The organism is Streptomyces sp. MZ04, from assembly GCF_004684775.1.
Lineage (GTDB): Bacteria > Actinomycetota > Actinomycetes > Streptomycetales > Streptomycetaceae > Streptomyces.
This window is the reverse complement of sequence record NZ_SRIC01000031.1, coordinates 35993-49414: the sequence shown is the minus strand read 5'-3', so window position 1 is coordinate 49414 and position 13422 is coordinate 35993. Positions and strand designations below refer to the sequence as shown.

Here is a 13422-nt window from a genome sequence, read left to right as displayed (position 1 = left end):
GGCTGCGGGGGTGGGCCGGGCGCACCGACGGCACAGCCGGGACGCCGCCCGGCCTCCCGGCTGGGGGTTCAGCCGGGTGCGGGCCCCTGGCGGTGCGGTGGGCCGGGTGTCGTCAGCCTGGCCGTGCCGGCGGCTTGGGGCTGGATCGTGCTGGGTAAGGGGACGGTGGCGTGGCGGTCCAGCTTGCCGCTCAGTGTGAAGGGCAGTGCGGGGACGATCTCCGCACTCGACGGCACCATGTGCGGCGGCAGCAGCCCGCTCAGATGAACCCTCAGGTCCCTGACGCTCGGCGCGGCAGCGGTCGCCGGGACCACGAAGGCAGCCAGGATCTGTTGCCCCACGCCGTCGCGAACCGGCGTGACCGCGGCACGGGCCACCGCCGGGTGGAGACATAGCGCGGCCTCGATCTCGGCCGGCTCCACTCGGTGACCGCGGATCTTGAGCTGCTGGTCGAGCCTCCCGAGGAACTCCACCGACCCGTCGTCGAGGCAGCGCACGCGGTCGCCCGTCCGGTAGGCCCGGGTGCCGTCGTCGAGGGATATGAAGCGGTCCTTGGTCTGCTCCGGCGACCCCCAGTAGCCCCGCGCGAGACCGGCGCCCGAGATCAGCAGCTCGCCCGTCGTACCGTCCGGGACGCGCTCGAGCCTGGCGTCGACCACCCGGATCTCCGTGGCGGCGATCGGGCGGCCTATGGGCACCGTCGCTCCTGGGCGCCGCGCCGCCTCCGCCGGCCCCACCTCGTACGTCAGCGAACCGATCGTCGTCTCAGTCGGCCCGTAGTGGTTGATGATCCGGCACCGGCCCCGGGTCCGGGTCCGGGCCCGGACCTTGTCGACAAGGTCCCAGGACAGTGCCTCGCCTCCCAGGAGCAGCGCCTCATGCGGCAGTACGTCGGTGTCCGTGAAGCTCAGGAGCGCCGCCAGATGCGAGGGGGTGATCTTCAGGTAGTCGATGGCCTGGGTGCGTGCGTAGTCCGCGAACCGCACCGGATCAAGTACCACTTCAGGCGGTACGAGGTGGACGCAGCCGCCGGAGAGCAGCGCGGGGAACACGGCGGTGTTCCCGAGGTCGGTGGCCAGGCTCGTGACGCTGGCGAACGATCTGGGCTCGTCGGCGCAGCCCAGCAGGGACACCACATGGCGGGAGTAGTTCGCCAGTCCGCCGTGGGTCACCGCCACGCCCTTGGGGGCGCCGGTCGACCCCGACGTGTAGACGACACAGGCCAGATCGACAGGCGCGGGAGGTTGGGGGCGGACTGCTGGCGCCTGCGGCAGATTGCCGAGCCGGAGTGCTGTCCCGGTGAATCCCGGCTGCGGTCGATCGGTGAGCAGGATGCGGGCCCGTGAGTCGGACAGCTGTGCGGTCATCCTGCTCTGCGGTTGTTCCACGTCGAGGCAGACGTACGGAGCACCGGAGCGCAGTACGCCCAGTAACGCGACTAATTGCTCAGTTCCGCGGACGGCCAGCACAGCCACCGGCTCGTCCGTCGTCGCTCCCTGGGCGACGAGGGCATGCGCGACGCCTGCTGTCGCGCGGTCCAGCTCCGCATAGGTCAGACGTCCGCCGTCGCCGACCAGGGCAGGGCGGTCCGGCCACCGAGCCGCCTGCTGCTGGAAAAGCTCCATCACCGTGTGTTCAACCGTGTGTTCACCTGACACGAAAGCCTCCGCGGCGTGGAACCGGCAAGTTCCACAGGTAATAGTCGTGGACTTACAGAGGCCCATACTAGTGCTGCGTCCATGGAGCTGGACTGCCTCAACTCCCGTGTCAGGTCGGGGCATTGGGCTGAACTGTGGCCCTCTCGGCGGCTCTGGCTCACTCTCGGTCGCAGACCGCCGCCACCACCGCCACCGGGCGCTCGCGCTCGCGCTCGCGAAAACAGCGCGCGCACCCCATCAAGGTGTCGGTGGTGTCGGTGGTGTAGGTCGTGTCGGTGGTGTCGGTCGTGTCGGTATCGATGAACTGCTCATCCACGTACGGGAACTGATGCTCCATTACGTGTAATTGGGCACACCGAGAGCCTCCACTTGTCAACGCCCGACTGATTTGCAGCGGGAGTCGGTGACGTGAAGATCGTGTGTGCTCAACAACCCTGCGTGACTCCCCGCGGCTCTCCCAGCACCTCCGCCTGCTGGAGAATCGCCTGATGCAGTCGGCGCATGGAGCGACCGGGCTCCACTCCCAGACCGTCGGCGAGCCGCCGACGCGCCTCATGGAAGACGGCCAGTGCCTCCGACTGCCGGCCCTCGCGGTACAGCGCGAGCATGAACAGCTCGGTGAGCCGCTCGCGTTCCATGTGCCGTTCCGCCAGCTGCCGCAGCTCGGGGATGGCGACCCGCCCAAGGCCCGCGGACAGCCGGATCTCCGTCAGGTCCTCATAGGCGGTGAGCCTGCACTCCTCGAGATCCGCGGCGCTGATCCGGCAGCGCACTCCGTCCCGCGCCTCCATCAGCGCCGGTCCGCGCCACAGGCTCAGCGCCTCCACCAGCAGGCGGTAGGCGGCGGCAGGATCGTCCGTCACGAGTTCGTGGCCGGAATCGGCGAGCGAGGAAAAGCGGACCGCGTCCACCGCGTCGGCGGGCACGTCAAGGACATAGCCGTTGCGGGTTGTACGAAGCCTCTTGCCACCCCCCGGACAGGTGGCCGACATCGCCCTCCGGATTCGGACTATGTGCGCGTGCAAAGCATTGCGCGCATTGGCCATGTTCCGGTCCGCCCATAATTCATCTATGAGTTGCTCGAATGAAATCACCCTCCCGGGGGATAACGCTAAGAGCGCGAGTACCATTCCGGCCCGTCTGGAGGCCAATGGTTGTTTCTTTTCGGCGGTCGATATTTCCAGTGGCCCAAGCACCCCGAACTGCATGATCCCCCTCCAGGAATCGACCAAATGAACGGGTCGAATTCTGCCTCCTGGTGGCCAGATCAAGGACATACCTGATGAGCCGCGCGCGTCGGATGCAACGGTATGGTGCGGTGCTACGGGAAATTGATCACGGACGTCGCGGACGACTCCGGCCGGTGCCCGACGGGGCGGGCATCGCATGACGGTCGGTCTCGTGGAAGAACCCGTCCACGAAGTCGAGTTCACCCTTGGACCGCAGCTCGTCGTAGACGTACCGCCCGAGCACGAGGTCGAGCACCCCGAGGCCGAACGGGGAGAAGACCACGGTCCGGTCGGCGGGAACGTCGAGTCGGCCGGTGAGTACGTCGTCGAGCGTTCCGGCGATGAACTCGCGGCCCCCGGTGGCCTGTTCGGTCAGATGGGGTGAGGTGTCGGCCTTGAGGCAGTGCTCGACGTCGTCGAGGATGTTGACGGCCGCCAGGATCACCTCGGGCGCCAGGTCGCGCAGGGAGATGTGCAGCACGACCGGACCGTGCGCGAACCACTCGGGATCGGTCAGATGGGGCGTGGCCGCGACCGTGGCGAGGACCAGCAGGTCGGCGGAGCGCACGAGCTCCTCGGGGGACTCCCTGACGACCAGTCGGGTGCCGGGCGACGATCGGGCCAGGTAATCGCGGAAAGCGGCGGCGTACTCCGCGGACACATCGAAGACGCTGATCTCGTCGAACTCCCAGCCGTTGCCCACGAGGTGCTGGAAGATGTGACGCGCGATCAGCCCGGCGCCGAAGAAACCCGCGCGCCGCGGCCTGGTCCGGCTGCGGGTCAGACGGTCGGCCGCGAGCGCGGCGGAGGCGGCGGTGCGCTCGGCGCTGATGATGGAGGACTCGAGGCAGGCCAACGGGTAGCCGGTGCGGGGGTCATTGAGGATCAGCACGGCGGAGGCCCGGGGTATGCCCACCCGGACGTTGTCGGGGAAGCTCGATATCCACTTCAGACCGTCGACCGGAGCGGGGCCGCCGACCGATGCGGGAAGCGCGATGATGCGCGAGGCCGGCCGGTCGGGGAAGCGCAGGAAGTAGGACGACGGGTTGACGGTCTCTCCGTGGCCGTGCAGCCGATACGCCTCCTCGATCAACTCGACGGTGTGCGCTTCGTTTCCGTCGAGGACGTGGTGCACCTGGGCGCCCCCGATCACGGCGAACGGCGGGATGCTCAACTGATCCATCTCTGACCTCACAGCGGGCGAATCACATGGGGTGTCCTGGCGATCCCCACACTGCTCGCCCGCCCTGACACGGTGCTGATGCGGCGAACCCGCCGCGGACCATCTCCCAGATCCGGGTCAGCTCGGCGACCGACTGGCCGGCGGTGATGCTGTGTCTGCGCGCCCGCTGCCGAATGGCGATCTCGGCACCGGTGACCAGGTGCGTGGCCAGGGCGGCGACCGCCGCCCGGTCGGCGACAGAGGCCGGTTGGCCTCCACGGGCGTTCCGCAGCTGCTGATGGATCGCGGGCACCCAGGCCGAGAACCAGTCCGGTGCCCCGGGCAGCTCCCGCGCCAGTCGGGCGGCCGCGCGTACGGCCACGTCGTTCTCGAGCAGCCCGGTCAGCGCCAGCGTCAGCGAGACCACCGTCTGGACCGCCTCCTCACAGCGCGCCGTGACCGCAGCGACCGCCGTCATGGTGGCGGCACCGCCCTGCTCCCGGACCGCGACCGCGAGCTCTTCCTTGCCGGAGAAGTGGAAGGTCAGCGCACCGACCGATACGCCGGCGGCGCGGCAGACGCGCGGCATGGACGCCCCGCTGTATCCGTTCCGGTCGAACTCGTCGGCCGCCGCGCTGACTAAGGCCTGGCGGGTACGGGCTGCCCTTGGTTGCATCGCCGTGATCCTTTCTGCAGAGGGGGCGCCCAGTGGCCGTGATCAACTGGCGGCTGCGCGAAAACCCTTGCAAAAATAAACCTCATTATTATTATGGCGTGGGGTCTCTGGAAGCCACAGCATCGCGGCAGCGTCCCGCTGTTGTCATCCGCGCCCTGGTCGTCGAAGGGTTGCGCCCTCGCTCGACCCAATGAATTCCGCTCCAATGGCCACGGGGGGCCGAACGGTGCATCGCTTGCTCGTATCAGCATGATGGCTGCCATGAGGAAGGCACGGGGGCATGGAGATAGAAGTGCGGCATGCACGTGTCGTCGAAATGATAAATGCGACGGGAAGCCTGTCTAAAGCCGCGATGAAGATCGGCATACCGCAACCGAGCCTTTCGGCTCAATTGCGCAGAATCGAGAAGGCCGTTGGTGGGAGCCTGTTCGTCCGCTCCCGGAGCGGCGTCACGCCCACACCGCTCGGAGAGCGTGTGATCCCCATGCTCGCCGCGCTTGCGGAACAGGCTGACGCGGTCATCGCCGAGGCGGCCGTCGACACCTCCGGCGTACTGCGGTTCGGGACCGCCGAGTGGACACCGCCGACCCTGCGCGGTGCGCTGCGGTCGCTGCTTCCCAAGGTCGACGTGCAGACCGAGACGATCCTCTCGGCCGACGCCGTCGACACATTGCGGCGAGGTGCGCTCGGCGCGGCGATGGTGTCGAGCATGGGCTCGATCGTCCCGATCGAACTCTCCGACAGCGACCTCGCCAAGGCGACGATCGTGCGCGATCCGGTCTGGCTCGCGCTGCCGGTCCGCCACCCGCTCGCGGATCACGGCGTCCTGGGCGCCGCGCAGTTGGAAGATCTGTGCTGGATCGGCTATGCCCGACAGCACTGGTTCTCTCCCGTCGAGCGACATCTGCTCGACGGTCTGGGCCGGCGCGATCGCAGCGTCTCGCACCATGCGGGGGGATTTCACGAGGCCATGAGCTGGGTGCGGCATGTCGGCGCGGCCGCCCTCACCCCGCTGACCGGCGCCACGTCCGACGTCCGCATCGTGCCACTGGCCGACACCCAGTACACGGAGCTGACACTGGTGTGGCACAAGGACGCGATGAGCTGCGGTACCGCACGTCGGCTTGTGGAGATCATCCGCCGTTACTACTACCAATATGCACGGTCCTTTCCGAGCTATCGATCGTGGCTGGGCGACCCGACCGACGGACAGTCGGAGGTCCCTGACCCGTCGCGCATGGTGACGGCGGAAAGCTCCTACGGCTTTTGAGCTCATACGGCTTTGAGCAGGGCCCCGACTGTGCGGCAGACCCCGGCCAACTCGCCGGGTCTGCCGCACAGTCGGGGTCCGGCCGGGCGGAGGGGGGCCCGGCCGGCCCCGGTCATGGAGCGACGGCGGCCTCCACCGGCCTCGCCCGCAGCGCGGCCCACGCCGGGAACAAGATTGTCGCGAATGTCAGCGCCACCGCGGTCCCGACGATCGTCAGGTAGATCCACCCGGGTCCGCTGGGCAGTACCGACCCGTCGAGGGCCACCCCGAACGGGACCAGTGACCCGGCGGCGGCCGCGGTGCCGAGCACGATCCCGACCAGCGCCGTCACCAGCGCCTCGACCGACATCATCCACATCACCTGGCCGCGGGTCGAGCCGATCAGCCGTTGCAGCGCGAACTCGCCCCGCCGCTCGGCGGTCGCCACGATCAGCGAGTTGATCAGCGCGATCACCGCATAGCCGACCACCACCGCGGCCAGCAGGTAGCTCGCCACCCGGCCTGTCTCATCGCCCGCCTCGTGCGCAGCGGTCGCTTCCGTGCGGTCCGCGACGACGACTCCGGGCACATCGCCCGCCGCCTTCAGCAGGGCGGCCTCCAGGTCCGATGAGGACACCCCCGGCTTCGCCTTCACCAGGATCTGCGGCAGTTCGCCGGTCGTCGTGCGCGGCAGCAGCTCGGCCGCGGGCACCATCGCGTACTCGAACCCGCGGGGCGGGGAGAACGATCCGACGACCTTCATCATGGTCACGTCTCCGTTGCCCCAGCGCAGCCTCACGCGGTCGCCGACCTTCTTGCCCTCGTCCTTCAGGACTTCCGTGGGCAGCACGATGCTGTCGCCCGTCAGGCGTCCGTAGTCACCCCGCACCGTCGGGCGGGCGATCGTCTGCCGCGCGCCGGACGCCGTGACCCCTTGCAGGTCGATCCGGCTCGGCTCGACCCGACGCTTCACCATGTTGTCGTTGTCGTCCTCGCCGGGTCCGAGGACCTTCTCCAGGCGCGCCCCGCCGGACACCGAAGCGGACGCTCCGGCGACCTGCGGCAGGCCGGAGAGCGTGTCCACGAGCGACGGCGGGAGAGCGCCGTTCTGTGAGCTGACCACGGCGTCCGCCTTCAGGCCTTCGGCGAACACCCGGCTGCTGGCGGCCTCCTGACTGGTCTGCAGGTAGATCAGTGCCGTGGCAAGTCCGGTCGCCAGCATGATCGGGATGACCGCCGATGCAAGGCGGACCTTGCGCACCGACGCGTTCAGCATCGCCATCCGCCCCGGAAGGCCGGTGAACCAGCCGACCGGCCAACGCAGCGCGGCCGCGAGCCAGCGGCACAGGCCCGGGGCCACCAGGGCGATCCCGACCGCCCACAGCATCGCGGCGGGCCCTGCCGTGCTCGCCGCGATCGGCCCGGTCATCACCGACGCCGTCACGATCGCGAGCGCGGTCGCACCGCCCAGGAACAGGAACGCGAGGACCATACGGATCGGGCTGATCCAGCGGGTCTGCAGCGTCGCCTCGGCCATCGCCTCGGTCGGCCGGACCTTCGACACCCGGCGCGATGCGATGAACGCGGCGGCCAGTGCCGCGAACAGCGTGGCGCCGAAGCCGGCGAGCCGCGGGATGAGCCCCTGGCTGAAGATCATCTCGCCCGGGATCAGGTCCTGGTCGACCAGGATGTCGTACATGAAGCGACCGAAGAAGCGCCCCGGCAGGATCGACAGGCCGGCCGCGAGCAGCGCGATCACGAACGTCTCCGCCATCACCATGCGGCGCAACTGCCCCGGCGTGACTCCGGTCGTGCGCAGCAGTGCCATCTCCCGGCGGCGCTGCTGCATCAGCATGCCCACGGTGCTGCCCACCACGAAGATCGCGACCATGGTGGCAAGGCCGCCGAACGCGCCCGCGGTCGGGATCAGGTTCTGCTTGCCGGCGATCGCGTCCGGGAACTCGGCGACTCCCCGGTCGTTGCCGTGCAGCACCTGGGCACCGCGGTCCCCGACGGCGTCACCGACCGCGTCGGCGAGCTTCGCCGGGTCCGTGCCCGGGGCGGCGAGCACCCCGATGTCGTCGATCTTTCCGGGCCGGTCGTACAGCCGAGTGGCCTCGTCGTCGGAGAACAGCAGCGCGGCCTCGGACGCGGTCCGGCTCTCGGCGATTCCGCTGACCTGAAAGACCTGCGGGTTGCCGCGCACCGATGCCTTCAGGCGCTCGCCCGGCCGCAAGCCCAGCTTTTTCGCGGTGGTGCTGTCCACCACGACCTGGCCGGAAGCGGCCGGCTTGGCACCCGCGACCAGCTTGTACGGCGAGAGCGCCGCGCTGGACCAGCCGTGCCCGGACGCGTCGGCCGGGCGGCCGGCCAGCGCGGTGATCGGCACCGAGACGTCCGGCACGGCCTTGGCCACACCGGGCACCTTGGCCACGGCGTCCACCAGATCCTCGTCCAGCAGCACCCGCTCGGTCATCGGATCGGTCGCGGTGCCGACCGCGTGGTCGGGATAGTCCTGGCTGCCGGTCACCACGACGGGCGCCGCGGCAAGCCGCTCGGCCTTGACGTTGGCTCGGATGCCGGTCTCCAGCAGACCACCACAGCTCTGTACGACGACGGCGCCGACGAACAGCGCGATCAGCGACGCGAAGAACCCGCCCTTGCGGTACCGCAGGGTCTTGAGCGCGAGACGCAGCATCAGTTGCTCCGTTCCGAACCCACGGGCCGCTGCATCCGGGCCCATGCGCCGAGTTGGGTCATCTGCCTGGCCACCTCCTGGGCGGAGGGCCGTTCGAGCTCGGCGCTCACCCGGCCGTCCACGAGGAACACCACGCGGTCGGCGTGCGACGCGGCCACCGGGTCGTGCGTCACGATCACCGCGGTCTGTTCGCCGGTGTCCACCGCCTCGCGCAGCAGTCCCAGGATCTCCAGCGCGGTCTCGGTGTCCAGGGCGCCTGTCGGCTCGTCCCCGAACAGCAGGACCGGCCGGGTGACCAGGGCACGGGCGATCGCCACGCGCTGCTGCTGACCGCCGGAGAGTTCGCCCGGGCGGTGCTTGCGGCGGGAGGTGAGGCCGGTGCGCTCGATGACCTCGTCCACCAGCTTGCGGTTGGGACGTTTGCCCGCGAGGCGCAGCGGCAGCGTCACGTTGTCCACCACGTTCAGCGCGGGCAGCAGATTGAAGCTCTGGAAGACGAACCCGATGCGGTTCCTGCGCAGCTTGGTCAGCGAGCGCTCGTTCATCGCCGTCATGTCCTGGCCCTCCAGGAGGACACTGCCGGACGTCGGCCGGTCCAGGAGGGCGGCGCAGTGCAGGAAGGTGCTCTTGCCGGAGCCGGAGGGACCCATCACGGCGGTGAAGGTGTGGCGCCGGAAGCTGAGCGAGACCCCCGCCAGCGCCTCCACACTGTTGCGCGACCGTCCGTACACCTTGCGGACGTCCTGTAACCGCAGCAACTCATCCGTGGTCGGCCGCTCTTGCTTCGAACGCATGAAGATCTCCTAGATCTCGGGGAATTCCATCAGTTCGGACCGACCGCAGGAGTCGTCGAGGCGCGATGGAGCTGGAGAATGCCGGTGCTGAACAGTGGAAATCAGACATCGGAAATCAGACATCTGGCGAATGAACAGGTCGGAGCCCAAGCGCGGTGCGAATGATGACGCTAGCGGAACTCCGCAGCCCCGGAACATGGGGCTAGCCCTACCTTCGATCGGTGGAAAACCCGCTGGTACCTCGTCAGTGGCGCGTCAGCCGTTTGTCAGCCGTTTGTCAGGGGCACTCATCGTGCCTGTGTACCGCCTGCGGGGATCCGGTCCCAGGCAGACCGGATCCCCGCAGTCAGAGACGTGCCCCTTCGCTCGGCTTCAGTCCTCGACGGGCACTCCCTCGATGGCGTAGAGCTCCGCGCCGCCCTGAAAGTAGGGCATCTCCACCGCACGGGAGAACCGGAAGCCGCTCGCGGAGAACAGCGTCCGCCACTCCGCCTCGGTGCGCTCCTTGCCGCCGTTCATCAGCATCATGGTCAGGTCCAGCATCCGGGCCAGGCCGGGCTCGTTGCCCGCCGGCACCATGCGCTCCAGGATGACGACCCGGCCGCCGGGCCTGATCGATTCCCGCATCCGGCGCAGTGCGCGAACGCTCTGTTCGTCGTCCATCGCGTGCAGCACACAGCTGATCAGGTAGGCGTCGCCCGCCGGGAGTTCGTCGAACGCGCTGCCCTCGCGCAGTTCGACGCGGTCCTGCACACCCGCCTCCTTGAAGTGCCGCATGGTGAGGTCGATTCCGGCGGGGATCTCCACGAGCACGCCCTTCATCGCGGGGTGCTCGTGCAGCACGGCGGCGAGCATCGAGCCCGTGCCGCCGCCGACGTCGACCAGGGTGTCGATGCCGTCGAAGGAGTACGTCTGCGGCAGCGGAAGCTGCTCGGTCCAGGTGGCGGCGCCCATGCCCTTGCGGAACGCCTCGCCGGTGTCCTCCACCGTGTTCAGGTAGTCCCACAGCGGCATGCCGTACTCGATGTCGAACGCGCGGTCGCCGGTGCGCACGGCCTCGGGCAGCGCGCCGTAGGCGCGGTAGACCTCCCGGCCGTAGAACAGCACCAGGTCCTTGACCGATTCCTCGGTGTCGGTACGCAGGTAGTCGGCCAGCGGGGTCGTCCCGAACCGCCGGTTCTCCTCCTCACGGAAGTATCCGGCGCCGGCCAGCGCGCGCATCAGCCGGTAGAGCGACTCGGCATGCGTGCCGGTCCGCTCCGCCAACTCGTCGATATCGCGCTCTCCGTCGGCCAGATGATCGGCCACCCGCAGCCTCGCGGCGCAGTACACCGCGGCGCTCAGCCACCCCGCGTACATGGCCTCACGCACCCGAACACTGCTGACTTCGCTCATGGCCAATCCTCCGAGTTTTTTGACCGGAAATGCATCGACATCTGGAAACGCACAGGGTGGAAACGCACAAGGCGGAGCCCGTCCGCAGCCGGGAGTCCCGGACCGCCGACGGGCTTCAGCCGTTGTCGGCGGAGTGGCCGACCAGGTTGAGGAACACGTCGTCAAGGGTCGGCCTGCGCAGCACGAAGTCCGCGACGTCCACGCCCGCCTCGCGGAGCGCGATCGCGGCGGAACCGACCCCCTGGGCACCGTCGTTGAGCTGAACCGAGACCTTCCCGGTCACACCGTCCACGGTGGGCGGCGACTGGGCGAAGGGGGCGAGCGCGCGCACCGCCGCCGCGGTGGTGGTGTCGACCTCTTCGGCGCCGGCCGAGGCGACCAACTGCACCTCGAGACGGTCCTCGCCGACCTTGCGCTTGAGCTCGTCCGGCGTGCCCGCCGCGATCACCCGGCCCGACTCGATCACCGCGACCTCGTCGGCCAACCGGTCGGCCTCGTCCAGGTACTGGGTGGTGAGCAGGACAGTCATGCCGTCGTCGACCAGGCCGCGGACGGTGTTCCACAGGACGATCCGGCTCGCCGGGTCGAGACCGACCGAGGGCTCGTCCAGGAACAGCACCTCCGGTGACCCGATCAGACAGCTGGCGAGGTCGAGGCGCCTGCGCATGCCGCCGGAGTAGGTGCCCGCCGGGCGGTCGGCGGCCCGGGTCAGCTCGAAGCGCCGCACCAGGTCCTCCGCGCGGGCCCGCGCGACCCGCCGGCTCATGTGCAGCAGCCTGCCGAACATCACCAGATTCTCCCGGCCGGTGAGCAGTTCGTCGACCGCCGCATACTGCCCGGCGAGACCGATCCGGCTGCGCACCCGCGCCGGCTCACGGACCACGTCGAACCCCGCCACCTCGGCCCGGCCGCCGCTCGGCTCGAGCAGCGTGGACAGGATGCGGACCGCGGTCGTCTTCCCGGCCCCGTTGGGGCCGAGCAGGCCGAGGACCGTACCCGCTTCGACCTCGAGGTCGATGCCCGCAAGCGCGGTCACCCCGCCATAGCGCCGGGCGAGGCTCTCGGCCCTGATGGCATGTGTCACTGCTGGGCCGCGCGATCCCGTAGCGACTTGGGGCGCATGTCGCTCCAGTGCCGCTCCACGTACTCCACGGCCTCGGCCCGGGTGCTCTCCGCGTGCACGACGGTCCAGCCGTCCGGCACCTCCGCGAACGACGGCCAGAGCGAATACTGTTCCTCGGCGTTGGCCAACACCATGAAAGTGCCGTTCTCGTCATCAAAAGGATTGCCGCTCATTTCCATCTCCTCCTATACGCGATTTCACCGTTCCGCGGTCAATGCGACCGGCAGCCCCAGGTACCCGTAAACGAAATTGGAGTACAACCGCCGTGGCTCGCCGCGCAGTTCGATTTCGGCGACCTGGTCGCGCAACGCCTCCAGCAGTGCGGAAATGTGCGCGCGGCCCAGGAACGCTCCGATGCAGAAGTGCGGGCCGTGGCCGAACGCGACGTGCCGGTTGGGCTTGCGGCCCAGGTCGAACCGCAGCGGGTCCGGGAAGGCGTCCTCGTCGAAGTTCGCCGAGGAGTTCCACAGGGTCACCACGTCGCCCGCGGCGATCACCTCGTCACCGACCGGTACGTCCTCGAGCGCGCGGCGCCCGAAGTGCATGGCCGGCGTCGTCCAGCGCAGCACCTCCTCGGTGGCGTCGGCGATGCTGACCTCGCCGTTCTTCAAGGCCCGCCACTGGTCCGGGTGTTCGGTGAACGCGATCAGCGCGCCGAGCGAGGACATCCGGCTTGACTCGTCCGCGCCGAGCACCAGGCTGTAGCAGTTGAGGACGATCTCGTCCTCGGACAGCGGCTCGCCGTCCACCAGACCGGTGGCCAGCGCGCTGACCACGTCCTCCCCCGGCGACCTGCGGCGCTGCTTGGCCAACTCGCCGAAGTACAGCAGGATCTCGTTGCGGGCCAGCCACTCCTCCAGCTGCGAGTCGTCCTCGTCGTAGCGGGAGAGGGTGCGGTTGTTCCACTCGACCAACTTGCCGCGGTCGGCGACGGGGATGTCCATCAGGTCGCCGATGGTGTTGATCGGGATGTGGTCGGTGACATCGGTGGCGAAGTCCGCCTCCCGCCCGAGCACATCCGCGATCAGCTGCTGGGTACGCCTGCGCACCAGCTGGCCGATGTGCTCGAGGACCCGAGGGGAGAAAGACTTCAGCATCAGCTTGCGGGTCTCGCGGTGCCGCAGGCCGTCGGTGACGGCGAGCATCTTGCCGCCCGCGGAGTCACCGCCCTGCAGCAAGGTGGACAGCACGTTGCCCTGTTCCGACGTGAACCGCTTGTTGTCCTTGTAGAGCGCCAGCACATCGTCGTAGCGGGATATCGCCCAGAATCCGGGCCGGTCGTCGGCGGGCGGATTCCAGTGGACCGGCGCTTGGGCGCGCAGCTCGCGCCACATCGCGGGCAGGTCGACGTCGATGAAGGTGCGCGGGTCGGCCAGGTCGGGGAACCGCAAGTCGTCGCGCGCGTCGGCCGGTTGCGCGGTCATGACGTCTCCATCTG

The 13422-nt window shown here is 69.0% G+C and carries 12 protein-coding genes and 1 pseudogene; 1 reads left to right on the top strand and 12 read right to left on the bottom strand.

Translation table 11 applies throughout. From position 1 onward, the window contains the following. Positions 1-68: 68 nt before the first annotated feature. The 6 genes and pseudogenes from E2651_RS10040 to E2651_RS10020 all read right to left on the bottom strand — a co-directional run bounded on the left by E2651_RS10040 (position 69) and on the right by E2651_RS10020 (position 4725). The gene (locus E2651_RS10040; protein ID WP_167828756.1) at positions 69-1625 is read right to left on the bottom strand and encodes an amino acid adenylation domain-containing protein; all 1557 of its coding nucleotides are present in this window, start codon (positions 1623-1625) and stop codon (positions 69-71) included. 190 nt (positions 1626-1815) lie between these two features. After that, positions 1816-1995 carry a hypothetical protein gene (locus tag E2651_RS10035; protein WP_135330705.1) on the bottom strand — a complete coding sequence of 60 codons (180 nt, stop codon included), beginning with the start codon at positions 1993-1995 and terminating at the stop codon, positions 1816-1818. A gap of 88 nt (positions 1996-2083) precedes the next feature. Then, positions 2084-2584 (bottom strand): AfsR/SARP family transcriptional regulator, encoded by a 501-nt coding sequence (locus tag E2651_RS45185; protein WP_245238718.1) that lies wholly within the window; start codon positions 2582-2584, stop codon positions 2084-2086. Between the two features lie 18 nt (positions 2585-2602). Next, positions 2603-2788 (bottom strand): annotated as a pseudogene (locus tag E2651_RS45180) (helix-turn-helix domain-containing protein); the annotation flags it as partial. Positions 2789-2993: 205 nt separating this feature from the next. Continuing rightward, complete coding sequence (sbnB, locus tag E2651_RS10025; RefSeq protein ID WP_135330703.1) at positions 2994-4070, bottom strand: 2,3-diaminopropionate biosynthesis protein SbnB; 1077 nt, start codon at positions 4068-4070, stop codon at positions 2994-2996. Positions 4071-4092: 22 nt separating this feature from the next. Then, on the bottom strand, positions 4093-4725 hold the full coding sequence (locus E2651_RS10020) for a TetR/AcrR family transcriptional regulator (RefSeq protein WP_135330702.1): 633 nt from the start codon (positions 4723-4725) through the stop codon (positions 4093-4095). 280 nt (positions 4726-5005) lie between these two features. Between E2651_RS10020 and E2651_RS10015 the strand changes: the two genes are divergently transcribed. After that, the gene (locus tag E2651_RS10015) at positions 5006-5995 is read left to right on the top strand and encodes a LysR family transcriptional regulator (RefSeq protein WP_135330701.1); all 990 of its coding nucleotides are present in this window, start codon (positions 5006-5008) and stop codon (positions 5993-5995) included. A gap of 112 nt (positions 5996-6107) precedes the next feature. Here E2651_RS10015 and E2651_RS10010 read toward each other — a convergent pair whose 3' ends face one another. The 6 genes from E2651_RS10010 to E2651_RS09985 form a co-directional block, all read right to left on the bottom strand. Further along, complete coding sequence (locus E2651_RS10010; protein ID WP_167828755.1) at positions 6108-8672, bottom strand: FtsX-like permease family protein; 2565 nt, start codon at positions 8670-8672, stop codon at positions 6108-6110. Then, positions 8672-9466, bottom strand: a complete 795-nt coding sequence (locus E2651_RS10005; RefSeq protein WP_135330699.1) for an ABC transporter ATP-binding protein — start codon at positions 9464-9466, stop codon at positions 8672-8674. The genes E2651_RS10010 and E2651_RS10005 overlap by 1 nt, the downstream gene beginning before the upstream one ends. Before the next feature lie 372 nt (positions 9467-9838). Beyond that, a complete protein-coding gene (locus E2651_RS10000) occupies positions 9839-10861 on the bottom strand; it encodes a methyltransferase (RefSeq protein WP_135330698.1) in 1023 nt (340 codons plus the stop codon). A 115-nt stretch (positions 10862-10976) separates the two neighbouring features. Next, a complete protein-coding gene (locus E2651_RS09995; protein WP_209446109.1) occupies positions 10977-11945 on the bottom strand; it encodes an ATP-binding cassette domain-containing protein in 969 nt (322 codons plus the stop codon). After that, the gene (locus tag E2651_RS09990; protein ID WP_135330697.1) at positions 11942-12157 is read right to left on the bottom strand and encodes an MbtH family protein; all 216 of its coding nucleotides are present in this window, start codon (positions 12155-12157) and stop codon (positions 11942-11944) included. Before E2651_RS09990 ends, E2651_RS09995 begins: the two co-directional genes overlap by 4 nt. A 24-nt stretch (positions 12158-12181) precedes the next feature. After that, positions 12182-13408 (bottom strand): cytochrome P450, encoded by a 1227-nt coding sequence (locus E2651_RS09985; RefSeq protein ID WP_135330696.1) that lies wholly within the window; start codon positions 13406-13408, stop codon positions 12182-12184. Positions 13409-13422 lie beyond the last annotated feature (14 nt).